The sequence below is a fragment of the Brevibacillus dissolubilis genome, assembly GCF_006170445.1.
Taxonomy (GTDB): Bacteria; Bacillota; Bacilli; order Brevibacillales; family Brevibacillaceae; genus Brevibacillus_B; species Brevibacillus_B dissolubilis.
Genome location: NZ_VCNA01000002.1, coordinates 381407 through 405434, shown reverse-complemented (window position 1 = coordinate 405434; position 24028 = coordinate 381407). Strand labels below are relative to the sequence as shown.

Below are 24028 nucleotides of genomic sequence, written 5' to 3'. Positions count from 1 at the left end.
TCCGCACGTTCTTTTTCACGTTGACAAGACGGCATCCATCCACCTATCATATACCCACAGGGGTAAGAAATCAGGCGCGCATCTGTTGCCGCCTTCCAAACGTGAGAGAAAAGGGGAGGAAACTACCCATGAAATACGATGATAAAGTAAAACACCGTCTCAAACGCGCCGAGGGCCAAATCCGGGGCGTGCTCAATATGATGGAACAGGACAAGGATTGCCGTGACGTCGTCAGCCAGCTCTCTGCGATCCGCTCAGCCTTGGACAAAGCCATCGCTGTCGTTGTAGCGGACAACCTTGCCAGCTGCCTCCGCGAAGAGATGGCACAAGGCCGCGAAACCTCCGAGCTTGTCAATGAAGCGATCAATCTGCTGGTAAAAAGCCGCTAGCTTGTGGCACCATTAGCACAACTGGATAGAAGGACATCAACAGGCGGCCACTGCAAAAGCGGACCGCCTTTGTTCTGTTTTTCTTGAAACCACCCCGATTTTTGTACGTATAACATACTGCGAGATCATCCCTTTTTCCTAGATTTTCCGAAATTATGATTGAGCAGGACTAGCGTTGCTGATAGGATAAATAGGAAGGCTTTTCATGTTGATCAAAGTAATGACCTGCCAGACGTAATGACAGAAGGTGAGTGAACAGGACAAAATGACAAGAAAAACAGAAGTACTCCAAGGGGTCGCAGGTGGGGTTGCATTTATCGTCTACTATAATATTTTTAAAGACAGCGGATTGGGCGGCGTCGGAAGCTTTATCATCGGGCTTGGTGTCGCAGCCTTGGCCTACTGGGGCCTCGGACGCATCATCGGCAACAAAAAACCCCAAGCCGTCACCACACCACAGCAACAGCAGACCGAAATCGACTATCAAAAAGTGGTCGGTGTCTCCCGCGAAGAATTCCAAAAGGCCATCCAGGAAGGCTACGGCTACGTACATAGCCTGCAACGCAGCAGCCTCAACATCCAAAACGCTAATGTGAAACAAAGCATTCTCGTGCTGTGCGGCAAATCCACAGAGCTTTTTAAGTCGATTGAGCATAAACCAGTCAAGCTCAGCGTGATCAAACGGATGACCTCCTACCTGCAGGAAGCGTCCGAGCTGCTCGTCGACTACGCTTCCATTATCAATACCAATGTTTCCAGCCCCGAGATCGAGAAGGGCATCCAAGGCTTGGAGAGCTTTTTGCAAAAGCTGACCCAGACCATTGAGGAACAGATCGTCGATATACAGGAAGACAAAGTCCAGAACCTGAACATGCGGATTCAGGCGCTCGAAGATGTGATGAAGATGGAGCGCGACATGATGTAGACGGCGATGGCAACTAACAGAATTCATGGAGGTATTCACCTATGACCCAGATCAGCCTTTTTTCTAACTTTGAAGAATCCAAACCAGCCCCAACCAACGGACTGAGTACAGAAGAGCAGGCCAAAGTAACCGAGATCGCCCGAATGATCGACGTGAACAACCCGTCCGCTGTCCTGACTTTTGGTACGAGCGCCCAGAAAGATATGAAGCAGGTATCGGGGCAAATCATCGAACACATCCGTGCCAAAGACGCAGGACCGGTAGGGGAGATCGTCTCTGACCTGCTGCTCAAAATCAAGGACGTCGATGTCTCCAGCCTGCAAAGCGGGAACAAAGGCTTCCTTGCCAGTATTCCGTTTTTTGGCAACTATTTTGACGCTGTAAGACGCACGATGGCCAAATACCAAAAGGTGGAGAATCAGATCGAGACGATCACCGTCAAGCTCGAAGAAGCCTGCCGTCAGCTGATCATGGATAACTCCTACCTCGAAAACCTCTACCGTGCGGGCCTGAAAAACCTGCAAGATCTCAACCTGCACATCGAAGCAGGCAAGCTCAAAGTACAGGAGCTTAACGAAGTGATCATTCCAGAGCGCCGTGCAAGAGCTGAAGCTACTCAGAACCCAATTGAGCTGCAAGAACTCAATGACCTCGTCAACTTCGCAGAACGTCTGGAAAAACGTGTCCATGACCTGATCATCGCCAAAACGGTCAACGAGCAGTCCCTTCGCCAGACCCGCATGGCCCAAGGCGGACAAATGCAGCTGACCGACAAGATCAGAACCTCCATCGACATCGGTATTCCAGCGTTCCAGACCAAGATGGGCGTGGCCCTCGTCAACTTCCGGATGAAAAAAGCCAACGAGCTGCAAAAGGATTTCCGTGACACGATGAACCAAGTGATCACCGAAACCTCTGAAATGATGAAAAACACCTCCATCGACATCGCTAAGGAAAATGAGAAGGACCTCGTCAGCATCGAAGCGATCAAAAAATCCAACGACGATATCATTTTCGCGCTCGAAGAAATCCTGAAAATCCGCGAACAAGGCAAACAGCAGCGCATCGAGGTACAAAAAGAACTGGAGCGACTCGAAGGCGAGTTCAACCAAAAGCTCCTCGAAGCCGCACAACGCCGTACCGTCTAGATCTCAAAAGAGTAGCATGGGGAATTTTTCTACGGTTACACTAACAAGACATCATTGCTTCTAGCAGAGGAGGATTCCCCATGCAAGTCAACAACCAAGATGCTGCCGTCATCGAGCAGGTGCTTCGCGATGCCATCAACAACAGCACGGATTATCAAGCGATCATGACCTATCAGGAAGTACTGAACCGCCTGCAAGGAAAGCCTGACCCCAATCCCGGTATGCAGATCGACGCAAGCGACCCGGGTACCACTGGGGCTTATGATGCTGTAGGTTCTGCATCGGCGCAAAATCAGGCAAATGTGTCGGCGAATGCGCAGCTTCCCTTGGACGGTTTCCGCTATGATTATGATGACTCGTCTAATGTGGTGGAGCCGAGACACTAGGCTCCCACACCACCATCCTGACCCATCTTCCGGGTCTTTTTTTCTTTTGGAGTGCTTTCTTTTCCACTCAAGCCGGAAGGAGAGGGGGCGACTTTCAAGCAGCGCGCCTCTTTTGAATCCCATGCCCAGCGGAGGATAAGTTCATGGCGTCCAGACTTCCTCGAATTCGCTCAGGACAACAGTCTCACATCTTTGAACTACCCAGATGTTTTGCCCCGAACAAGCCATGAACTTTTCCGTAGCGGACAGCCCCCCCTCACACGAAGGGATTCAAACCAGGCAAGCAGCTTGAAAGTCGCCCTCTCTCCCCACGCCAAAATCAAAAAAGAAAGCACCCCAACCGACAAAAAACCCCCGCGAACCAAAAAAACACCCTTATAATATTTAGAATTTTGTGATTTAATTTACATATAGCGTTCATTAATAATCATGCATAAAGGGGGAATACGATGGTAAAAACAAAAGGTACTATGTTTAAACTCTTATTATCGACACTATTGATTGGCAACATGGTAGCAGTACCGGTCTATGCGGCAGAACCGACTACCGCATCAGGATCAGCGTTACTGGCATCTGTCACGGCGATCGATCCGCTGACGGCACAGTTTGAACAATCGATAATCGACCTTGCCAAAGACGTCAACAGTCTCGGGATCAATCCAGGGATTGCCGTCTACAACTTGACGCAAGGAAAATATCTGTACAAGCACCACCAAGACCGCACGTTTGTCCCGGCTTCCAATCTGAAGCTGTTTGTCGCGGCTACCGCGCTGGATCAGCTTGGCCCGACCTACCAGTTCAAAACCGAAGTGTACACAGATGGTGAAGTCAAGGAAGACGGTGTATTAAAAGGAAACCTGACGCTAAAAGGCTACGGTGACCCAAGCTTTGCCCCGGAAGATCTGACCAAGCTGGTGAAACACCTCAAAGAACAAGGCATCAACGAAATTCATGGTGATCTGCTGCTCGACGAAAGCTATTTTGACGATGTACGCCTGGGTCCTAGCTGGATGTGGGACGATGAGCCATGGGGGTACAGCGCACAGATCAGCGCACTTGCCCTACATAAAAATTTTATCACGCTGAGCATCAATCCAGATCAGGCGGTAGGCCAGAAACCCAGTATCACAATGGCTCCGCAAAACGACTATGTAACCGTGGTCAACCAAGTGAAGATCGTGGAAGGTGAAGATGACAATATCACCATCGAGCGTCCGCGCGGTCAAAACGTGATCATCATCAAAGGCACACTTGGCAAAGCAGCAGGGGCCTACGAGGAAGACGTCACGATGGAAGATCCGACTCTTTTTGTCGGAAATGTATTGAAAAAGGAACTGGCCGCCCAAGGCATCAAGCTCCAGCCGACTGCCAAGATCAGCAAAACCGTGCTGACCAAAGGGGTTCCGTTCTACATTCACTACTCCAGGCCACTCTCTGATATCATCATGGAGCTGAACAAAGACAGTGACAACTTCTTCGCGGAGGTCCTGCTCAAAAACCTTGGCGCTGTGGAAAAGGGTGAGGGCAGCTTTGAAAAAGGCGGCGAAGTGGTAGCTGAGTTCATGCAGGAGGCAGGAATCAACGGCGGGTTCCGTTATGCAGACGGTTCTGGTCTGTCCCGTATGAACTTTGTCTCCCCTGATCAAATGCTGAAGCTCCTGATCCATGTACAGGGCAAAGAATACAAAGAGCTGTTCGAAAAATCCCTGCCCATCGCAGGTGTGGACGGTACGCTCAAAAGCCGGATGAAAAACACCCCGGCGGCCAACAACCTGATCGCCAAAACAGGCTCCATGGGTGGAGTCAACACCATCTCCGGCTATGTAACCGCGAAAAACGGCGACAAGCTGGCGTTCTCCATCCTGATCAACGGCATCTACAAGTCCAAGTACGCTCGTGATTTCCAAGATAAACTGGGAATCCTCATGGCGACCTATCCGGAGCTGAAGGTACCTGCCGGATATAAGCCTGTTGCGGACAAAACATACGAACTCTCCAAGCTGCTCGATCCAATCATCGATCAAGCTCAGATGAAAGGCGTCACGACGGGAGTCATCGTCAAATCACTCGACCGTGCAGCCAACGAAAATGTGCTGTATGAGCGCGATGCTGACCGCTTGCTGACCCCAGCCTCCAACCTCAAGCTGCTCACCAGCGCAACCGCACTGCAAAAGCTGGGCAAGGATTACCGCTACCCAACCGAAATCTACCTGTCTCAAAAGGTCACCTCTGCTGGTGTACTCAACGGTGACGTCATCGTCAAAGGCTATGGCGACCCGTCCCTGCACACCGAAGACAGCCTCAAGGTACAGGAAGGGATCTCTGTCGAAGAGATCGCCGCAGTGCTCAAGGAAAACGGCATCAAGCGCATGAACGGCAACCTGATCATGGACGATACGTATTTTGACAACCAACGACTTGGCCTCGGCTGGGCGTGGGACGATGAGAGCTACTACTACAACGCACTGATCGGCGCACTCTCGATCAACCGCGGTACGGTTATGATCGACTATGCACCTGCAGCCCAAGCAGGCGAACCAGTCAAAGTGGAGCTGTTCCCAAAAACCTCATACGTCCAAGTCATCAACGAATCCAAAACCGTTGGGGCTGATGAAGAAAATACCTTTGCCATCGAGCGTGAACGCGGCAAAAACATCATCCATATCAAAGGCAACCTGCCAATCGACGCTTCCGCAGACTATGAGCGCGTCCCGGTAGAGGAGCCAGCCTACTATACCGGAACCGTCTTGAAAGAAAAAATGCAGGCTGCAGGCATCCAAGTCAGCCCGAAAAGCACTGTCAAGCTGGGCACAGCCAAGGCAAACGCGATCAAGCTGACCACGCTTGAATCTGAACCGCTCAGCGACATCGTCACCTATCTCAACAAAAAAAGCGATAACTTCTACGCAGAAATGCTCCTGAAAAAGCTCGGAGCAGCACCAGGCAAACCAGGCAGTGCTGATGCAGGGGCAGCCGCTGTACAGACCTGGCTCCAATCCCTTGGGGTAAGCACCTCTTTTGATATGATTGATGGTTCTGGTCTGACCCGCTACAACCTGATCTCCCCACGCCACATCAACAGCGTACTCGAAGTGATGACCAAGCAATCCAACTTTGAGACCTATTACAGCTCCCTGCCAATCGCAGGTGTAGACGGCACACTCAGCAGCCGCATGAAGGATACGGCAGCCGCTGGCAATGTCCACGCCAAGACAGGCACACTCACAGGCGTCAGTTCCCTGTCCGGCTATGTCACCACCAAAGATGGCGAGAAGCTCGTCTTCTCCATCATGATGAATGGTTACACCGACAAAGCAGCAAACCTCACCGCTGTGCAGAACCAACTGGCGGTCGCACTGGCTTCTTATCAGAAAAAATAAACAATCAACCTAAAAAAACGGAGTTTCCCAGTATCATTTGCTGGGAAATTTCCGTTTTTCTCTTTTTGTGCCAACAAAAATGGTTGGACTTGGAGCTGTTACACGAATTCAAATGAGCCTAATGACCTAATATATGGGTATGGTATATCCTATAACTTCCCATAAAATATTTAATTTCACAAAACAGTGCGGAAATCATTAGTATTTTCGTCCCGTTTTTTGTTTTCATCGAATAAGATTTTTAGTAAGATATGTGTATTGTAATATTTAATTTTGTTACTTTTGATATGACAAATACAGATAGAAAAGGGAGGAAGTAGAATGTTTGTGAGAGATATGTATGTGTTTATGGAGAATCGGCCGGTTCTGGTCCGGGTTCGAAATTACACAGAAGCTGATTTTGACGAGTTGATCGAGATTCAACGGGAGTGTTTTCCACCGCCATTTCCTGAGGAGCTTCTCTGGAACAAGGAACAGCTTCACAATCATGTGACACTGTTTCCGGAAGGGGCTTTTTGTGTAGAGTTTGATGGGATGATCATCGGCTCGATCACGACGTTGATGGTGGGAAGCGAGGATGGCGGGGTCAGACACCAGAGCTGGGAGGATGTCACAGACAATGGCTACATCCGTAACCACGATGCCAAAGGGGATTCTGTCTATGCCGTGGATATATCGGTCAGACCTAAGTACCGCAAATACGGCTTCGGTAAAATCCTGATCGATGCGATCTGTTCCCTCGTCATTCATATGGGGTTAAAACGGGTTTTCGGCGGCTGCCGCATGCCGATGTACTGCCACCACGCGGAGCAGATGACACCAGAGGATTATATGGATCTGGTACTCAAGGGTGAGCTCAATGACCCTGTCGTCACCTTCCTGCTGCGCTGCGGACATATCCCGGTTAGCATCGTCCCCAACTACTTAGATGATCCTGAGTCCTGTGACTACGGTGTGATTTTTGAATGGCGCAATCCGTTTCTGAAATAGGCGTTGAATCCCTGATCTGGAACGGACGCGTATAATCAGGCTCATTACGGTTATACTACCATTTCAAACGCATGTAGCAATTTTGGAGGTTGGCATGCAGACATGGTGGATGATCTTTTTTTTCCTTCATTTTCTATTTACGATTGGGTTTCTCTGTGTGATCGTGCTGGAGAACCGCTTGCCTGAGAAAACAATTGCATGGGTGGTGACCATTTTCGGCTTGCCGCTGATCGGGATCACCCTGTATCTGTTGATCGGCAGCAAATGGCGGAAGCGGGAGAACCGCAACAGACCCAAGCCGCACGAGATCAGCGTAGAACCGCATCACGACGAGCATACGGCGACTGGACGGCTGATCCGCCTGATCCAGGTAAATGTGGAGTCTGAGCTTCATCAAGGCAATCTGGTAGAGATTTTTGACATTGGCGAAAGCTTGTATAAACACATCTTTCAGTCCATCCGACAGGCCAAAAAGCATGTTCATGTGCTCTTCTACATCATCGGCAATGACCATGTGGGGCGGGCACTGATGGAACTTCTGATGGAAAAGGCCCAAGAAGGTGTGGAGGTACGGCTGATCGTCGATGCGCTGGGCAGCAAGGATTTGCCTGAACCGTGGCTGGCCCAGCTTCGCGCAGCAGGGGGTCATGTGGGGATCTTTTTACCTGTATCCAACCCGCTGTTGTTCTGGCGCGTGAACTACCGCAATCATCGGAAAGTGGTCGTAGTGGATGGGGAAGTCGGCTATATCGGAGGCTTCAACATCGGCCACGAGTATCTGGGGGAGGACCCGAAACTCGGCTATTGGCGGGACACCCATCTGGAGATCAAGGGGCCTGCGGTGGAGAGTATCCAGCATATTTTTCTGGCGGATTGGCGTATGGTCAGCAGGGAGAGGCTGGAACCCTCCGCCTATCTGGCTCCTGACGTCTTGAACCAGCAAAAACAGGGCGAGCAGGATGTACAAGTGATCGCCTCAGATCCACGGGCCAGATGGGAGCTGATCCGTCAGACCTTTTTGCAGATGATCATGACAGCAGAAGAGAGTGTCTATATCGCTTCCCCTTATTTTGTTCCGGATGAGACCCTGCTTGTCGCGCTGCGCACGGCCACTCAATCAGGCATCAAGGTAGTGATGATCCTGCCGAGCATCTCTGACAGTGTCCTCGTCTATTATGCCTCCCAAAGTTATATTGATGAGCTGATTGATGCGGGCGTGGAGGTGTATCATTATACCAAGGGTTTCCTGCATGCGAAGGTGATGATCGTCGATGGCCGACTCGCCTCGGTCGGTACAGCGAATCTCGACCGCCGCAGCTTCAATCTTAATTTTGAGGCCAATGTATTCTTATATGGAAGAACGCCGGTATTGCACAGGCTGATCGAGCAGTTCGAAAAGGATCTGTCGAACAGCGTCCGGCTGCGGCTGCAATCCAAAAACCTGGTTCGCCGTTACAAGGAGTCGTTCGCCCGTTTGTTTGCACCGCTTCTGTAGCGGTGTATTTTTTTTGGTGTTATGATGGTAACAAAAAAAGGGGAGGATCTGGTCATGAAAAAGGCACTGATTGTGATTGATTATACATATGATTTCGTCGCGGATGACGGACGGCTTACCTGCGGGGCCCCAGGGCAAGCAATCGAGGAGCGGATCGCGGCGCTGACAGAGGAATTCGTGCAGGCAGGCGAGTTCGTCGTGATGGCGGTCGACGGGCATGAGGAGAGCGATCCGTACCATCCGGAGAGCAAGCTGTTTCCGCCGCACAATATCTATGGTACGCCGGGCCGCGATCTGTATGGGAAGCTCGACGATGTCTATCAAGCGAACCAAGACAACATTTATTATATGTCCAAAACCAGATACAGTGCGTTTGCCGGGACAGATCTGGAAATCCGCCTGCGTGAGCGCGGAATCCATGAAGTGCATCTCGTCGGCGTCTGCACCGATATCTGCGTCCTGCACACAGCGGTCGATGCGTATAACCGCGGCTTTGCGATCACGGTACACGCCGATGCGGTGCAAAGCTTCAATCAGGACGGCCATGCATGGGCACTCGCTCATTTTAAGGGCAGCCTCGGTGCAACCATCATCGGTCAATAAAACAGGGCGGAGGATCCTCCATGAACATCAATGCCGATTACGACAATCTCACGCTTCACACCGATAAATATCAGATCAATATGATGTATGCCCACTGGAAAAACGGGACGCACAACAAAAAGCGCATTTTTGAAGCGTATTTCCGCAAGCTACCGTTCGGCAACGGGTATGCCGTGTTTGCCGGGTTAGAGCGGATCGTGCATTATATCAACAGCCTGCGTTTTTCCGACGAACTGATCCAGTATCTCGCTGAGCAGGAGGAGCAGTACGATCCGGGATTTTTAGAGGAGCTTACATCCTTCAAATTCACGGGTGATCTGCATTGTGTCAAAGAGGGGACACTCGTGTTCCCCAATGAACCGCTTGTCCGGGTTGAAGCCCGTGTGTTCGAGGCGCAGCTCTTAGAGACGGCGATTCTCAACTTCATGAATTACCAGACCCTCGTCGCCACCAAAGCGGCCCGCATCCGCCAGGTCGCTCCGAATGAAATCCTGCTTGAATTCGGTTCCCGCCGCGCGCAGGAGGCTGACGCTGCCGTCTGGGGCGCCCGTGCTGCGTATCTTGCTGGTTTTGATGCTACATCGAATATGCGGGCGGGCATGCTGTTTGGTATCCCGTCGAAGGGTACGCACGCCCATGCATGGGTACAAGATCACGAGAGCGAGGAGGAGGCATTCCAGCGCTTCGCAGATGCCCTGCCGTCCAATGTCACCCTGCTCGTCGACACCTATGACACGCTCAAAAGCGGCATCCCCAACGCGATCAAGGTAGGCAAGAGATTGCAAGCCGCAGGCAAAAAACTGCACGGCATCCGCCTCGACTCCGGCGATATGGCCTATCTCTCCATCCAAGCGCGCCGGATGCTGGATGAAGCAGGACTGCCTGATGTCAAAATCGTCGCCTCCAACGATCTCGACGAGCATGTGATTTTCAACCTCAAAGCCCAAGGAGCCAAGGTAGACACATGGGGCGTCGGTACTCAGCTGATCACTGCCGCTGACAATCCCGCCCTCGGAGGCGTCTACAAAGTGGTGGCAAAAGAAGAAGACGGCCAGTTCATCCCCACCATCAAAATCTCCGGCAACCCCGAGAAAATCACCACTCCCGGCAACAAAACCGTCTACCGCATCATCAACCGCGACACCGGCAAAGCCGAAGGAGACTACATCGCCCTGCGCGACGAAAACGTACATAACCAGCCCAAGCTCAAGCTGTTCGACCCCGTCCATACCTACCTGCATAAATTCGTCGTCCACTATGATGCGGTCCAATTGCTCGTCCCTGTCTTCCAAGCTGGTAAACAAGTGTATGAATTACCCAGCCTCGCCGAGATCAAAGAATATCACAAAGGTCAGTTCAGCCTGTTCTGGGATGAATACCTGCGCAAGCTGAACCCCGAGAAGTATCCGGTCGATCTGAGCCAGGCGGTATGGGATATGAAGATGGATTTGATACAGAAGCATTCGAAGCGGTAGGAGATAGGATTTATGTGAATGGTTGAACGATCAATCAGATTTAGGTAAGCGGAATCTAAAAAAATCTGTGAGTGAACAGAGGAAGCGTAGGGAACAACTGAGCGCATGCGGTTCAATCACGATAGGCTGGCAGAGAGGCGGCGGCTGGCAGGTGGCAAGCCTTTTTTAAACCCCCACCCAGCGAAGGGAAGAGAAAGGGCGTCCATACTTCCCTGAAACCACCCAGAGGCAAACCCCTTCGCTTGAACCCGCTTCCTCGAACCTTTTTGCCGCGGACAAGCCCTTTCTCTTCCCGCAGCGGCCAGCTTTCCCTTCTTCCGAAGGGGTTTAAATCTGGCGCGCCACCTGCCAGCCGCTGCCTCTCTCACCAAACCCCGAAAGCTACCGCCGATGTTGACAATCCCTCACCATCCTACTTACACTAACCAATACATACCCACGTACATAAAAAGATAGAGAGAAAAGGAGAGAACCCCCACATGAGCCTCCAACAGCAAATCATGAAAGAACTGGACGTCAAGCCCGTCATCGACGCCAAGCAGGAAGTAGAATTCCGCACCCAATTCCTCAAAAACTACCTGCTCGCTACCAAGGCCAAAGGCTACGTCCTCGGCATTTCCGGTGGACAAGACTCCTCCCTCGCCGGACGACTCGCCCAACTGGCTATCGAACAGCTCCGCGCTGAGACAGGGCAGGACTATATTTTCATCGCAGTCCGCCTCCCGTACGGCGTACAGCAAGACGAAGCAGATGCCCAACGCGCTCTGGCTTTCATCCAACCGGACAAAACCTATACCTTCAATATCAAACCCGCCGTCGACGCCGCTGATACGGTCTGGAACGAGCAAGTCGGTGAGTCCCTCTCTGACTTCCTGCGCGGCAACCGCAAAGCACGTGAGCGCATGAAGGTCCAATACGACATCGCCGGTCACCATGGCTGCCTGGTCATCGGTACCGACCATGCTGCGGAAGCGATCACTGGCTTTTTCACCAAGCATGGCGACGGAGCCTGCGATCTCACACCACTCACAGGACTCTCCAAACGCCAAGGCAGACAGCTCCTCCAACACCTCGGTGCCGACCCTGGGATCTACCTGAAAGTCCCGACCGCTGATCTCGAAGACAATAAGCCGCTCCTCCCAGACGAAGAGGCACTCGGTATCACCTATGAGCAGATCGACGACTACCTCGAAGGCAAATCCGTCCCAGCCGAAGTAGCGGCTAAGCTGGATGCGCGTTACATCATGACCCGCCACAAGCGCCATCTCCCGACGACCCCATTTGATGCATGGTGGAAAGAATAGAATAAAAGAAACGGGATGCATCCCAGAAAATACAAGAACAGCAAGAAAGCCCGCCTTTGCGATCGTGAGCAAAGGCGGGCTTTTTCATGTATGGATTCTACTTATTCCGTACGGATGACCCAGTCGGCACTGAAGGCAGCAGCTGCGTCACTCCCTTATCGGTTGAAGGATCGTTTCACCGTCATAAATCTGCTGCCACAACCACACTTGCTGCTATGCTTGAGCTGCTTGATTTCAGTCTGGCAGACGGGGCAGAGCACTTTTGGTTTTGTCATGATGGTTCACCTGATTCTACATGATTTGTATTACTCGGATGATTTGACCTCTTGCGGCACCGGCAGACCAAGACCTTGTGCAATACGTGTACCATACTCAGCGTCTGCCTTGTAAAAATGCCGGATCTGACGGAGCTTGATCTCATCGCTTGTCACAGGCTTCATGGAATTCACAATCGTCTGTACGAGACGGGTACGTTCGTCCGCGCTCATCAGACGGTACAGATCACCTGCTTGTGTATAGTGGTCATCGTGGTCATAAGCGACACTATCAGCCATGCCATAGACAGGGAAGGGAGCCTGTTTATGCTCAGGAGATTCGGTTGGCCCGCCGAAACTGTTTGGCTCGTAGTAGACAGAGCCGCCACCGTTCGAGTCATGACGCATTTGACCATCGCGTTGATAGTTTTTGACTTCATGATGTGGACGGTTGATCGGCAGGGACTGGTGGTTCGCACCGACACGGTAACGGGCCGCATCAGAGTAGGCGAACAGACGGCCTTGCAGCATTTTGTCCGGGGAGACATCAATACCAGGAACCAGCGTGCCAGGGGAGAAGGTAGCCTGCTCTACTTCAGCAAAATAGTTCTCCGGATTACGGTCGAGAACCATCCGGCCCACTTCGATCAGCGGATAATCCTTATGGCTCCAAGTCTTGGTCACATCGAACGGATCGAAACGGTACGTATTGGCATCTTCGAGAGGCATGATCTGGACATACAGCGTCCAGGCAGGGAATTCCCCGTTTTCGATCGCATTGAACAGGTCTTCGGTATGATAATCCGGATTTTCCCCAGCGATGCGGGCTGCGATCTCTTCAGAGAGGTTTTGCACACCTTGCTCGGTTTTGAAGTGGTATTTGACCCAGACAGCTTCACCATGAGCATTGACCCATTTGAAGGTATGGCTGCCATAGCCGTTCATATGACGGTAGGTGGCAGGAATCCCGCGGTCGCCCATTAGATAGGTGACTTGGTGCAGAGACTCAGGGGAGTGGGACCAGAAATCCCAGACCGCTGTAGGGTTTTTCAGATGGGTCTGCGGATGACGTTTTTGGGTGTGGATGAAGTCAGGGAACTTGATCGCATCGCGGATGAAGAAGATCGGCGTGTTGTTCCCAACCAGATCATAGTTGCCCTCTTCGGTATAGAATTTGACGGCAAAACCACGCGGGTCACGCACGGTATCAGCAGAACCGTTTTCCCCAGCCACGGTGGAGAAGCGGATAAACATCGGAGTGCGCTTGCCTACTTTGGATAAGAAAGCAGCCTTCGTATAGTTGGTCAGATCATTCGTCACTTCAAAATAACCATGAGCACCAGCCCCTTTGGCATGAACCACGCGCTCAGGCACACGCTCGCGATTGAAATGAGCCAATTTTTCTAAGAGATGCACATCTTGGATCAAGGTTGGGCCGCGCATACCAGCTGTCATGGAGTTTTGATTGTCACCGACTGGAGCACCCCAGCTTGTCGTAAGTCTGTTGTTGTGTTGAGTCATTTCAGATCACCTCGTCGAGTTTATGTAACCTTTGATAATTGAAATGATAACATCTCTCAGTTAAAAATCAATACTTTTTTATAATAATTATAATTAAAGATTGTTTTTAAATGATTGGGACGAGATACCCAGTGGAGCAAAACACAAAAAAACCAGGGCCTCAGCGGTGTCCCTGGTTTTCCATCAACGGTTCGATGTAATTGGCTGAAAAGAAGCTTAGTTGCCTTGTGTGACGTTCATATCGCCCAAACAATCGACGCAGACCATTTTGCCTTTGAAATGGGTGATTTTGTCGGCATTTGCGCAAAAAATGCAGGAAGGTGCATATTTTTTCAAGATAATACGCTCTCCGTCGACATAAATCTCCATTGGATCTTTGATTTCAATATCCAACGTACGGCGCAATTCGATCGGCAGTACGATACGACCCAGCTCATCAACTTTACGAACAATACCTGTGGACTTCATCTATTAACTTCCCCTTTTCAATTTTGTTGAATCTTTTTCAAAATAATAGGATGTGACAAGTTTCTATGTAGTATGGTATCAACGTGAATAAACTGCGTCAATACACTTAACGAAAAATTTAATGGTTTTAAAATATACGGGAGCGGGTATCAGATCGTAATATTTTCATAATAAATGTAAATGATACTAAACAATAGGGTTTTTACGCTTTCAACATTTTGCAACAAGTTTTGCACAGAAGACGTATATCTATGTATGAAACAGCATATTTGGTCGAATTCTCGAAGATTTTGTCCTACGATTCTCAAGGCGGATTCCTTGTCGGTCTAGTAAAAAAATGATATAGTTAGTGTAACATTTGTAAAGGCTTACCATCTACATGTGTTTAAAATGATTCAAATATTATGAAGAGTTATTCCACGTGAGTAATTCTTCTTAATAAGTGAATGAAAGTTGGAGGTTATATTTATGCAAACAGGTACAGTAAAATGGTTCAACGCAGAAAAAGGCTATGGTTTCATCGAGACAGAATCTAACAACGACGTGTTCGTTCACTATTCTGCTATCACCGGTGACGGCTTCAAGACGCTTGAAGAAGGTCAAAAGGTTCAATTCGAAGTAACCGAAGGCAACCGTGGCCCACAAGCTTCCAACGTGGTAAAACTCTAATCCGTTTACCCGGACGAAACAAGAGAACTGACCCTTTACTGGGGCAGTTCTTTTTTCATTTGCCGAAATGGTGAACTCGCTTGTACTCCTGCTTTTTTCATAGTATATTGGAGACTCCAAATGGTTATTATGTTTTGCTTATATATGATCAGGAGTGATGATGTCTGAAAAAAATAGCATGGATTACGGATAGCGTTTGTTACCTGAGCACGGAAGAGATTCAAAAGCACGACATTCACGTTGTTCCCCTGCAGATCATTTTTGCGGATGCGCAGTATAAAGAGGGCGTAGACCTTACGTTTGAAGAATTTTTTGATAAATTAAAATCTTGTAAAGAAATGCCAAAAACCTCTCAGCCAGCCATCGGAGATTTCGTCGCGCTGTATGAACGACTCAAAGCAGAAGGCTACGAACAGGGTATCGCCCTGCACGTATCGAGCGGGATCAGCGGGACGTACCAGACCTCCAAAATGGCGGCCGAGATGGTGGGATTCAACGTAGAAGTGATCGACTCGTGGATGGGCGCTTATCCGATGGCCAGCATGCTGTTTGAGGGCATTCAGATGGAAAAGGAAGGAGCGACCGTGGAAGAGATCGTCACGTATCTGCGCACGATTCCACCGCAAATCCGTTCCTATATTATGGTCAATGACTTGGAGCTGCTTCATCGCGGGGGACGGGTCAGCGGGACACAATACCTGCTCGGAAGCTTGCTCAATATCAAGCCATTGGTATCCTTCCAAGAGACCAAAATCGTCTCCGTCGACAAGGTACGGGGTCTGAAAAAGGCGAAGGCCCGGATGCTGCAATTTTTCGAAGAGGCAGCCAAGAGCGGACAGCGCCTGCGCGTCGGCATCCTGCATAATAACGCACAGGAAGAGGCGACCGCTTGGAAGCAGGAGATCGAGTCGGTCTATCCGCACCTGACTGTCGATACAGCCAACATGGGGCCGGTGATCGGTGTGCATACTGGTCAAGGCACGATGGGGATCTGCTGGTATCCGACAGAGCGGGAACGGGCGTAGGAGTAGAAAGAAAAACGAGTCAGACGATGTGTCTGTGCTCGTTTTTTTGTGTAGTGACACGGAAAAAAGCCGGGAACACAATCGGGTTCACCAGCCTAGTTTTGATACCTCTCTATTTGTTCATCCGAATGGTACCTGTTCTTACGATACCCTCTTAATGAACCAGTCTACTTCCCGGCTTTTTTCAGCCGCTCGATCTCTTCGCTGACCACGAACGCCAGGTCATCATTGCCAAACATCGATAGAACCGCAAGCAGTGTCTCGTGCGGGATCTCCTCCGACTCTTCCTTTGGCACAGTCAAATCTACCATCTGCTGCAAAAGCGGATTGGCCGCCTGTTGCGGATAGGCTTGGCGGTAGAGTTCCTGTGCATCCACTCCGTTATTGGCACACCATTGAGCAAAAACGAGAATCATCATTCCCTCGTCGCGTTGGTAGTTGGCGATAATCTGCTGTTCCAGTTCTTTTTTATCCATCTGTTACTCTCCTCGCTCGGTCTTAGTCCTTGTATCATTGTAAAAAAAGGCTGGGATTCTCGCAAGAACGGAAAAATAGGGATAGAAATAGGAAATGAGATTTAGGTATAATGAACTATGGAAGAAGGAACCAAAATTTTCGAAAGATTGACGGATCTGAGTTATCGAGTATAACGAGTTTAACGGTTCGAGAAACGGAAGATTCCTCTCCATGACGCCCACCAAGAACGATATGAGTATGAGAAGTGAGGAAATAGTAGATGAAATCAGATAAAAAACAGCCGCAATCCAAGCGGTTTATCGCAACGCTTGCTTCGGCGAGTCTGCTCTTTACATTGGGAAGCCCGGTGTCTGCATCGATGAATGGCAATCAGACAGCTGCTCTTATCACCGAACAGGCTAGTGCCAAAGAAGCGTTGATCACGAAAGTAACCGCTTCCAATGGTTATATCTCCGTACGTCTGAGCAGCAAACAAGAGACAGCGCCCAAGCCAGAGGATTTTACCTTTCACCAGATCGTGTCTGGGAAAAAGAGTGAAGGGATCGAGGTCACGGGTTTTGTCTGGGATCAGGCGAAGCGGGAAGCGCGATTTACCTATGAACCGCTGAAGGCGGAGAAGGAGCAGAAAGTTCGGATTCGTGCGTCCTATGGCGGGGCCGTGAAGTCATCGGTTTATTTTACCTTGGCGGCCGAAGGGGCGAAGGCGGAGAAGGTCACTATCATCAATACGGCACCGGATGCGAAGCTGACAGTCGGTTCTGCATCGGATGAGTCTTTGAGACTATTGGCATTCGTCACGGATCAAAGCCGCAAGCAGATCGCAGATGCCACCGTAACATGGCGCTCTACTGACACAGACGTGGCGACCGTCGATGATACTGGGCGGGTCACAGCAGTAGGAGAAGGCAATACCGCAATCATCGCGGCCGTAGACGGAATGGAAGCAAGCATCCCGATTACCGTATCCGAGACCAAACAGCCAACAATTACACTTGAAAGCTCGGTTTTATATGAATCGTCTGCCGATAACGGAAGTGTGCAAGATCCAGTTGTACTGCGATTGTCCGATGGGAAATGGGCGAATGAATTGCAGGCACAATGGTTCAACACCGAAAATCTGCCTGCGGGTCTAGAGGCGCAGGTGGAGCGGATTTCGGATGAGATCGTCATGGTTCGCTTTACGGGCCGTGCCAGCAAGCATGATACAAGTGACAGCGTGAGTAATGTGATGATTCAGATCGATCCAAAAGCGGTCGAAGGGGCGGAAGCAGGACTTCGTACAAAACCGTTTACGATTCTTTTCATGCCGCCAGTTACAGTACCTGACCAGCCTGATTTGCCACCGGTTATTACTGGAGTTGAGCACCTCAAAGTCTATCGTGATACGGTGACACCGGTCAGTCTTGATACGGATATCGCCCGCGTCGAATTGGTTCGAATCACAAATGGGATCGAGCCAATCCCATTTACGTTTGGACAGCCGATTACAGAGGAAGGCAATTATGCGATTTATGCGGTTGACCGTGCGGGAAATGGTACCTTGATTGAATTCACAATTCTGAGAAGCCCGTTATTGACAGGGGTAACGAATGATCGTGAGTATACCGAATCGGTTACACCTGCGACAGAAGATACAGACATCACTCAAGTAGAATTGACCCGTAACGGTGTGGTTGTCCCTGGATACGAGTTGGGAACAGCCATCGATGTAAATGCTAGTTATGTATTGAAGGTAACGAATGAGAAGGGGTATATCAGTACTGTAACGTTTACGGTGAATATAGCGCATCCGCCGTTGGTGATTGAGGGTGTGCAAGACAAGATCTATCTGATTCCAGTTACACCAACGAGTAGTGACCCGAATCTTACCGGTGTGACGCTTACTCGAGATGGTGTGGAGGTGGAAGGTTTTAGCTTGGGAACCACCATTAGCGATGAGGGTCAATACGTGCTGACGGCGACTGGGATCAAAGGGAATACGACTGTCATCCGTTTCTCCATTATTTCCTGGTATAGCCCCGTGACTGGTATCGAATCGGGTGGGGTCTACGAGAGTGCAGTTACACCGACCAGAACAAATTACAATTTTGATTCTGTTACCTTGACCCGAGACAGTTTTCCGGTAGAAGGGTATACATTAGGGACTACGATCCAAGAAAATGGTCAGTATCTCCTAACTGCTGTCGATATACAAGGGGTGCGCACCTATTATCCGTTCTCAATTCGGATAGATACAACCGCACCAGAAATCTATGGGGTATCCAACGGTCAGATGTATAAAACTGCGGTCAGACCGTACGGGAATATAGACGATATCGCCAATGTAACCCTGAATAAGGATGGCGTCCCTGTCAATGGGTATTTTCTTAATACAACGATCAGCGAAGACGGAAACTACGAACTGGTTGCGTCTGATCGAAAAGGAAATGTAACCAGACTCACTTTTATGATCGCCTCCAATGATCCAACACCAGTCATTCAAGGAGTGGAAGAGGGGCACGTATACGAAAAATTGGTTATTCCTACTGCTCTCTACACAGATCTACAAAGTGTAGAACTATACAAAGATGGAGTTCTTGTACCATCCTATAGATTAGGAAATGTTTTGTTTGAAAATGGGGAGTATGTATTAACGGTAACAGACAGTTCTAGTCGAGTCGCTACTGTTCATTTTGCGCTGGCCATCCCGGCTAAGACCGTAACGATCACAGGAATCGTGAATGGACAAGGGTATAAGGATCAGGTTATTCCTTTCAGCATGGATTCCACGATTGCCAATGTTTCATTAACCCGGAATGGCGAGGTTCTGGAAGGATACACGCTGGGAAGTAAGATCACCGAAGCGGGTTCTTATATCCTAACGATACTAGATCAGAACGGTGTGGTTAATGAATTCTACTTTACTCTAGGAGTATCAGGGGCAAATATCCTGAATGGCATTCAGGAAATGGAGCATTTTCATATCTTAGAAATTCTCTATCATAAAGAGCCTTTTACAATAGTTGGAATGAAGGATGGACAACTGATTCCAGTTCCTATCAAGGATGTCTTGATCGCCAATCAAATTCTGTTTACAGATCCGGGTTTTTACTCTCTTGTACTCATTGACTCCTTTGGCAACCGCAGACATGTTCACTTTACTTTGACTCCGGATACGGGTATTTGACTATAAAATGTCCTAAGACAAGCAGCCGACGAGTTTTCTCCCCACAAAACTCGTCCCTGCCTGTCTTTTTTTGTTATACTAACGAAAGCAGAATACATAAGAATACAATACAGAAAGGAAAGTACCCAACATGAATATCGGATGGATTGGCCTTGGCAACATGGGTGTACCGATGGCAACGAACTTGATCAAAGCAGGACATCAAGTCACTGTATACAACCGTACTTTGGATAAAACAGAACCGCTTCTGGCGCTTGGCGCAGCCTATGCGGAGAGTCCGGCCCAGCTGTTTTCCACCTGTGAAGTGGTCATCACCATGCTCAGCGATGACGATGCAGTGCGTGAGGTCTATACCAAAGAAGACGGCATCCTCGCAGGTGCTGATAATGGCACGATTGCGATCGATATGAGCACGGTCTCCCCGGAGACTTCCCGCTATATCGCGAAGCGCTGTGCAGAGCGCGGGATCGGCTTCCTGGATGCTCCGGTATCGGGCAGTGTGAAGCCTGCGACAGAAGGGACGCTGATCATCCTCGTCGGCGGGGAAGAGCGCGATTATGAGATGGCGAAGCCGATTTTTGAGGCTCTGGGCAAAATGTCACTGCACCTCGGGGAAAACGGCGCAGGCAGCAATGCGAAGCTCGCGATCAATCTGTTCTTAGGCATCACCGTGCAGGGAATTGCCGAAGCTGTGATGTTTGCCAAAAACAAAGGCATTGACACCGAAGACATGATGACGATCATCAACGAAAGCGCTTGCGGCTCGGCGATCTCCCGCCTCAAGACACATGCTATTTTGGCAGGGGAATTCCCGGCGGCCTTTGCTTTGAAGCACATGGCCAAGGATCTGCGTCTGGCCTTCCAGAACGGAGCGAGAACACCACTCGCCGAAACCGTATATGGCACCTACCAGCATGCCTTAGAAAGCGAGCTGGGGGATCTGGACGTGATGGGGATCATGCGTCATCTAACCGGTCCTGGTGCCGAATAGCAAATCAATCCGAGAACCACAGCTTAACCGCTTCGGAAAGGCTCATGGATTGTTCAGGAAACATTGCGGGCATGCTAACCCTATCAGGGATATAGAGGTACGACAGAGGAGAGATCCAATACATGCAAGTCATTGTATACGACTTGGAAACAACGGTGATTTATAAAAAAGGGCAGACACAGGAGATCGTGGAAATCGGTGCGGTCAAATTTGATCTGGATCAACTCGACATCAGCGCGGAGAAGCAGTTCCAGAAGTTCGTGTTTCCACCGCTTCGTGGCTATTTTGACAACCGGACGCGCAAATTCGCGGGGATTACCGATGAGAATGTAGCGAGTGCCGTAACGTTTCGGCAAGCCTTTACGGATTTTATCGAGTGGATGGGCTCGGATTATTACATATGCAGCTGGGGACCCGACGACAAACGCTTGCTGATGGAGCATTGCGCCCGTTTTGGTGTGACCTTCAACTGGCTTCGCAACTACAATGACGTACAGCCGCCGATCTCGATGCTGCTCGTCGACCGCCAGCAGATGGGGCTCAACAAGGCGATTGAGATGTCAGGTCTGGAGACACTCGGACGCCTGCATTCTGCCTTGGACGATGCCCGCAATACCGCTGCTGTGCTGAAAAAGTATTTGGACAAAATCGAGCTGAAAACCAATGTCCCGGATGATCATTTCGGCGATTCGTGCCAGCTCTATCTCACCTGCAAAAAGTGCGGGACAGAAAAGATGTACGGCGAGATGTCACGCCGCCGGGGAGTCTGCTCGGCCTGCGTGAAAAAGTATTACCAACGCCCAAACCAGAACCCGAATCAACCTTCATCCGAATAGATCGTCTGCTATACAGAACATGCGGGTCAGCTGCATGTTCTTTTTTTCTTGCAGTTGGTTCTCTTGTCAAGCTTGCTGAAATAACCTATAATGACTTGGAAATGTGATCCTGCAAAACTGTTTGAACAACCAACAATTTCATAATACATGGAAATAAGGGAACAGACAGGCAATGCTTGCTGTTCGAAGGGGAAGCCGGTGAGAATCCGGCACGGTCCCGCCACTGTGATTGGGGAGCACTCCGCCGCCACTGGATAAAGCGATCTGGGAAGGCTAGGAGATAATGCGATGAACCATAAGTCAGGATATCCTCCTTATTTTGGCGCACTGCTTGACCTACGGACGATAGGGAGGTGTTATGAGCGAGTCTTACGCTGACTGACCGCTGCCTGGCTGAACCTGTTTTGCTTAACCGATGGCCCTTTCATAGGAAGGGATGTCGGAGCAATCCTATGACAGTCAGGACAGGCATTTCACAGGTGACAGAACGAATCATAACATGCACGTACTCTTCCGTATGGGACGGGAGGGACGTGCATTTTTATTTGTACATAAATAAAAAACGCGGAGGGAAAATCATGAACGGGAAACGCGGAAAAATTCTTTTGATCGGCTTTGGGCCGGGGCATTTTGACCATCTGACCTATCGGGCGCGGGCGGCAATTGAAGAGTCGCAGATGATTATCGGCTACAACACCTATGTGGATTTGATCCGCGACCTTTTGACTGATCAAGAGATAGTACGTACAGGGATGACCGAGGAAGTCAGCCGGGCACAGGAGGCGGTTCGTCAGGCAGAGATGGGCAACACAGTGGCCGTCATCTCCAGTGGGGACGCCGGGGTGTACGGTATGGCAGGCCTCGTCTACGAGGTGCTGGTGGAAAAAGGCTGGAAACCAGGCTCAGGCATCGAGGTAGAAGTGATTCCGGGAATCTCGGCGATACAGTCCTGTGCGTCGCTCTTGGGTGCTCCGGTGATGCATGATGCCTGCACGATCAGTCTGAGTGACCATCTGACACCATGGGCGACGATTGCCAAGCGGGTCGAGGCGGCGGCGGAAGCTGATTTTGTCATTGCCCTGTACAATCCGCGCAGTGGACGACGGACCCGTCAGATCGTGGAGACGCAGCGGATTCTTCTGAAGTACCGTTCTCCAGATACCCCTGTCGGCTTGGTGAAAAGCGCATACCGTGATCGCCAGAGTGTGATCATGACCACCTTGGCGGAGATGCTGGAGCATGATATCGGGATGCTGACGACCGTGATTATCGGGAACTCGACGACTTTCTTCTACGAGAACCTGATGATTACGCCGCGCGGGTACCAGCGCAAATACACGCTGAAGCGCAAAGAGCAGCCGCTGAAGCCGCACGAGCGATTGCAGGAGGCTGCAGAACCGTGGGCACTGCACAGTGCGGAAGGCTATGATGCGTCAGGTGCGGGGCAGAAGTACGCGCAGGGGTATGACGAGGAGCAAGAAGAGGATTATGACGCGGAGGAATACGAGCCGAGTGTAAGCGGAAAGCGTGCAGCAGGTGCGAGTGCGGGAGCTGGAACTGGAACTGGAGCGTATGGAGCGTATGTGACTTCTGCTCCTGCGGTATCCGCCGCATCTGCAGCAGTTTCTACACAGCCGGGTTCGGTAGTGAGCGCAGTTAATGGGATTAGCCAACAGGCAGCTCCATCCGTCCCAACCGCCAAGCCACTCTCCGATACTATCGCTCCGCAGGACTTGTTCCGCACTGCGATGGAGGCTCTTTCCTACCTCAATCCGGAGCTTGCATCCGCAGGCTACATCGAGGCAACCGCCCCACGTGCAGTGAACGGGGTCATCGACATTTTTGAAGTGGGCGTCTCTCCAGGCGTCGCGACCAAACGCTTCACCTCTGACCAGATGCGTGTCCTCGCCGATCTGACTGAGAATGGCGGCGAGATGAACTACACCATCGAACACCAGATCATCCTGCGCATCCCGCAGGTCAACCCGGATGAGGTGGTGGCACAGCTTGAAGCAGTCGGATTCCTCGTCTTCCCGATTGGTCAGGTAGCACAGGTGAAGGCGTGCGATTTTTGCGATCTGGAGAAGGATGAATCGATCCCAATCGCCGAGGAATTGGCACAAAAATTAGATGGATTAGAAATGCCAAAAGAGCTGAAAATCGGCTTCAACGGCTGTGGAATGGCCTGCTATGGCGCGGTGATGGAGGACATCGGTCTGGTCTATCGCCGTGGTGCCTACGATCTGTTCCTCGGAGGCAAGCGCATCGGGCGTAACGCACATCCGGGACAGCGCGTGGCAGAAGGCGTACCGGCTGATCAGATCATCGAGGTCGTCGAGCAGGTGGTTATGGAGTTTAAAAAGCGCGGACATATTGACGAGCGTTTCCATAAATTTTTCAAACGAGTGGGCCGCATCGGAGAATTCGAGCATGAGGATTATGTAGCGCCGCTGGTGATTGATTCGGTGTGTGGGGATTAAAGGCCGGCAGCGTATTCGGTTCGGTGTAAGTAAAAAAAAGACATCT

At 50.4% G+C, this 24028-nt stretch carries 20 protein-coding genes, 1 pseudogene and 1 riboswitch; of the genes and pseudogenes, 18 read left to right on the top strand and 3 right to left on the bottom strand.

The window, feature by feature from the left end:
• Nucleotides 1-128: 128 nt before the first annotated feature.
• The 11 genes from FGI41_RS03885 (at nucleotide 129) to FGI41_RS24735 (ending at nucleotide 12394) form a co-directional block, all read left to right on the top strand.
• Nucleotides 129-389, top strand: coding sequence for a metal-sensitive transcriptional regulator (locus tag FGI41_RS03885; protein ID WP_139488638.1), 261 nt, complete (start codon nucleotides 129-131; stop codon nucleotides 387-389).
• Between the two features lie 265 nt (nucleotides 390-654).
• Nucleotides 655-1314: a 5-bromo-4-chloroindolyl phosphate hydrolysis family protein gene (locus tag FGI41_RS03880; protein ID WP_139488637.1), complete on the top strand. Its 660-nt coding sequence runs from the start codon at nucleotides 655-657 to the stop codon at nucleotides 1312-1314.
• Nucleotides 1315-1355: 41 nt separating this feature from the next.
• Complete coding sequence (locus tag FGI41_RS03875; protein WP_139488636.1) at nucleotides 1356-2462, top strand: toxic anion resistance protein; 1107 nt, start codon at nucleotides 1356-1358, stop codon at nucleotides 2460-2462.
• Between the two features lie 80 nt (nucleotides 2463-2542).
• Nucleotides 2543-2848, top strand: a complete 306-nt coding sequence (locus FGI41_RS03870) for a hypothetical protein (protein WP_139488635.1) — start codon at nucleotides 2543-2545, stop codon at nucleotides 2846-2848.
• Between the two features lie 449 nt (nucleotides 2849-3297).
• Complete coding sequence (gene dacB / locus FGI41_RS03865) at nucleotides 3298-6228, top strand: D-alanyl-D-alanine carboxypeptidase/D-alanyl-D-alanine endopeptidase (protein ID WP_139488634.1); 2931 nt, start codon at nucleotides 3298-3300, stop codon at nucleotides 6226-6228.
• A gap of 321 nt (nucleotides 6229-6549) precedes the next feature.
• Entirely contained in the window at nucleotides 6550-7218 is a 669-nt protein-coding gene (locus FGI41_RS03860) for a GNAT family N-acetyltransferase (protein WP_139488633.1), read from the top strand.
• Between the two features lie 94 nt (nucleotides 7219-7312).
• Nucleotides 7313-8713 (top strand): cardiolipin synthase, encoded by a 1401-nt coding sequence (gene cls, locus FGI41_RS03855; RefSeq protein WP_139488632.1) that lies wholly within the window; start codon nucleotides 7313-7315, stop codon nucleotides 8711-8713.
• Nucleotides 8714-8767: 54 nt separating this feature from the next.
• Nucleotides 8768-9316 carry a cysteine hydrolase family protein gene (locus FGI41_RS03850; protein ID WP_139488631.1) on the top strand — a complete coding sequence of 183 codons (549 nt, stop codon included), beginning with the start codon at nucleotides 8768-8770 and terminating at the stop codon, nucleotides 9314-9316.
• Between the two features lie 20 nt (nucleotides 9317-9336).
• Entirely contained in the window at nucleotides 9337-10791 is a 1455-nt protein-coding gene (locus FGI41_RS03845) for a nicotinate phosphoribosyltransferase (RefSeq protein ID WP_139488630.1), read from the top strand.
• Nucleotides 10792-11270: 479 nt separating this feature from the next.
• The gene (nadE, locus tag FGI41_RS03840; RefSeq protein WP_139488629.1) at nucleotides 11271-12095 is read left to right on the top strand and encodes an NAD(+) synthase; all 825 of its coding nucleotides are present in this window, start codon (nucleotides 11271-11273) and stop codon (nucleotides 12093-12095) included.
• An 86-nt stretch (nucleotides 12096-12181) separates the two neighbouring features.
• The gene (locus FGI41_RS24735) at nucleotides 12182-12394 is read left to right on the top strand and encodes a hypothetical protein (RefSeq protein ID WP_176560111.1); all 213 of its coding nucleotides are present in this window, start codon (nucleotides 12182-12184) and stop codon (nucleotides 12392-12394) included.
• Between the two features lie 6 nt (nucleotides 12395-12400).
• On the opposite strand, the gene katA is transcribed toward FGI41_RS24735, so the two are convergent.
• Both katA and FGI41_RS03830 read right to left on the bottom strand, forming a co-directional pair.
• Complete coding sequence (katA, locus tag FGI41_RS03835) at nucleotides 12401-13870, bottom strand: catalase KatA (protein ID WP_139488628.1); 1470 nt, start codon at nucleotides 13868-13870, stop codon at nucleotides 12401-12403.
• A gap of 216 nt (nucleotides 13871-14086) precedes the next feature.
• The gene (locus FGI41_RS03830) at nucleotides 14087-14338 is read right to left on the bottom strand and encodes an AbrB/MazE/SpoVT family DNA-binding domain-containing protein (RefSeq protein ID WP_139488627.1); all 252 of its coding nucleotides are present in this window, start codon (nucleotides 14336-14338) and stop codon (nucleotides 14087-14089) included.
• A gap of 468 nt (nucleotides 14339-14806) precedes the next feature.
• On the opposite strand from FGI41_RS03830, the gene FGI41_RS03825 reads away from it, so the two are divergent.
• Together FGI41_RS03825 and FGI41_RS03820 are read left to right on the top strand one after the other, a co-directional pair.
• The gene (locus FGI41_RS03825) at nucleotides 14807-15007 is read left to right on the top strand and encodes a cold-shock protein (RefSeq protein ID WP_139488626.1); all 201 of its coding nucleotides are present in this window, start codon (nucleotides 14807-14809) and stop codon (nucleotides 15005-15007) included.
• Between the two features lie 164 nt (nucleotides 15008-15171).
• The gene (locus FGI41_RS03820; RefSeq protein WP_139488625.1) at nucleotides 15172-16032 is read left to right on the top strand and encodes a DegV family protein; all 861 of its coding nucleotides are present in this window, start codon (nucleotides 15172-15174) and stop codon (nucleotides 16030-16032) included.
• Between the two features lie 167 nt (nucleotides 16033-16199).
• On the opposite strand, the gene yxiS is transcribed toward FGI41_RS03820, so the two are convergent.
• On the bottom strand, nucleotides 16200-16508 hold the full coding sequence (yxiS, locus tag FGI41_RS03815; RefSeq protein ID WP_139488624.1) for a protein YxiS: 309 nt from the start codon (nucleotides 16506-16508) through the stop codon (nucleotides 16200-16202).
• A gap of 260 nt (nucleotides 16509-16768) precedes the next feature.
• Between yxiS and FGI41_RS03810 the strand changes: the two genes are divergently transcribed.
• The 5 genes and pseudogenes from FGI41_RS03810 to cobJ all read left to right on the top strand — a co-directional run bounded on the left by FGI41_RS03810 (nucleotide 16769) and on the right by cobJ (nucleotide 23982).
• Complete coding sequence (locus tag FGI41_RS03810; protein ID WP_139488623.1) at nucleotides 16769-19675, top strand: Ig-like domain-containing protein; 2907 nt, start codon at nucleotides 16769-16771, stop codon at nucleotides 19673-19675.
• A gap of 127 nt (nucleotides 19676-19802) precedes the next feature.
• Nucleotides 19803-20276: pseudogene (locus FGI41_RS25690) on the top strand (NAD(P)-dependent oxidoreductase); the annotation flags it as partial.
• Nucleotides 20271-20666, top strand: coding sequence for an NAD-binding protein (locus tag FGI41_RS25685; protein ID WP_368656568.1), 396 nt, complete (start codon nucleotides 20271-20273; stop codon nucleotides 20664-20666). The pseudogene FGI41_RS25690 and the gene FGI41_RS25685, both read left to right, overlap by 6 nt.
• Nucleotides 20667-20788: 122 nt before the next feature.
• Complete coding sequence (locus FGI41_RS03800) at nucleotides 20789-21502, top strand: 3'-5' exonuclease (RefSeq protein ID WP_139488621.1); 714 nt, start codon at nucleotides 20789-20791, stop codon at nucleotides 21500-21502.
• Nucleotides 21503-21641: 139 nt separating this feature from the next.
• Nucleotides 21642-21833: riboswitch (cobalamin riboswitch) on the top strand.
• A gap of 247 nt (nucleotides 21834-22080) precedes the next feature.
• Nucleotides 22081-23982, top strand: coding sequence for a precorrin-3B C(17)-methyltransferase (gene cobJ, locus FGI41_RS03795; protein ID WP_139488620.1), 1902 nt, complete (start codon nucleotides 22081-22083; stop codon nucleotides 23980-23982).
• Nucleotides 23983-24028: the final 46 nt, after the last annotated feature.

Coding starts and splice junctions, on each gene's coding strand:
- FGI41_RS03885 (WP_139488638.1), top strand. CDS start 129: ATGAAATACGATGATAAAGTAAAACACCGTCTCAAACGCGCCGAGGGC.
- FGI41_RS03880 (WP_139488637.1), top strand. CDS start 655: ATGACAAGAAAAACAGAAGTACTCCAAGGGGTCGCAGGTGGGGTTGCA.
- FGI41_RS03875 (WP_139488636.1), top strand. CDS start 1,356: ATGACCCAGATCAGCCTTTTTTCTAACTTTGAAGAATCCAAACCAGCC.
- FGI41_RS03870 (WP_139488635.1), top strand. CDS start 2,543: ATGCAAGTCAACAACCAAGATGCTGCCGTCATCGAGCAGGTGCTTCGC.
- dacB (WP_139488634.1), top strand. CDS start 3,298: ATGGTAAAAACAAAAGGTACTATGTTTAAACTCTTATTATCGACACTA.
- FGI41_RS03860 (WP_139488633.1), top strand. CDS start 6,550: ATGTTTGTGAGAGATATGTATGTGTTTATGGAGAATCGGCCGGTTCTG.
- cls (WP_139488632.1), top strand. CDS start 7,313: ATGCAGACATGGTGGATGATCTTTTTTTTCCTTCATTTTCTATTTACG.
- FGI41_RS03850 (WP_139488631.1), top strand. CDS start 8,768: ATGAAAAAGGCACTGATTGTGATTGATTATACATATGATTTCGTCGCG.
- FGI41_RS03845 (WP_139488630.1), top strand. CDS start 9,337: ATGAACATCAATGCCGATTACGACAATCTCACGCTTCACACCGATAAA.
- nadE (WP_139488629.1), top strand. CDS start 11,271: ATGAGCCTCCAACAGCAAATCATGAAAGAACTGGACGTCAAGCCCGTC.
- FGI41_RS24735 (WP_176560111.1), top strand. CDS start 12,182: ATGTATGGATTCTACTTATTCCGTACGGATGACCCAGTCGGCACTGAA.
- katA (WP_139488628.1), bottom strand. CDS start 13,870: ATGACTCAACACAACAACAGACTTACGACAAGCTGGGGTGCTCCAGTC.
- FGI41_RS03830 (WP_139488627.1), bottom strand. CDS start 14,338: ATGAAGTCCACAGGTATTGTTCGTAAAGTTGATGAGCTGGGTCGTATC.
- FGI41_RS03825 (WP_139488626.1), top strand. CDS start 14,807: ATGCAAACAGGTACAGTAAAATGGTTCAACGCAGAAAAAGGCTATGGT.
- yxiS (WP_139488624.1), bottom strand. CDS start 16,508: ATGGATAAAAAAGAACTGGAACAGCAGATTATCGCCAACTACCAACGC.
- FGI41_RS03810 (WP_139488623.1), top strand. CDS start 16,769: ATGAAATCAGATAAAAAACAGCCGCAATCCAAGCGGTTTATCGCAACG.
- FGI41_RS25685 (WP_368656568.1), top strand. CDS start 20,271: ATGTCACTGCACCTCGGGGAAAACGGCGCAGGCAGCAATGCGAAGCTC.
- FGI41_RS03800 (WP_139488621.1), top strand. CDS start 20,789: ATGCAAGTCATTGTATACGACTTGGAAACAACGGTGATTTATAAAAAA.
- cobJ (WP_139488620.1), top strand. CDS start 22,081: ATGAACGGGAAACGCGGAAAAATTCTTTTGATCGGCTTTGGGCCGGGG.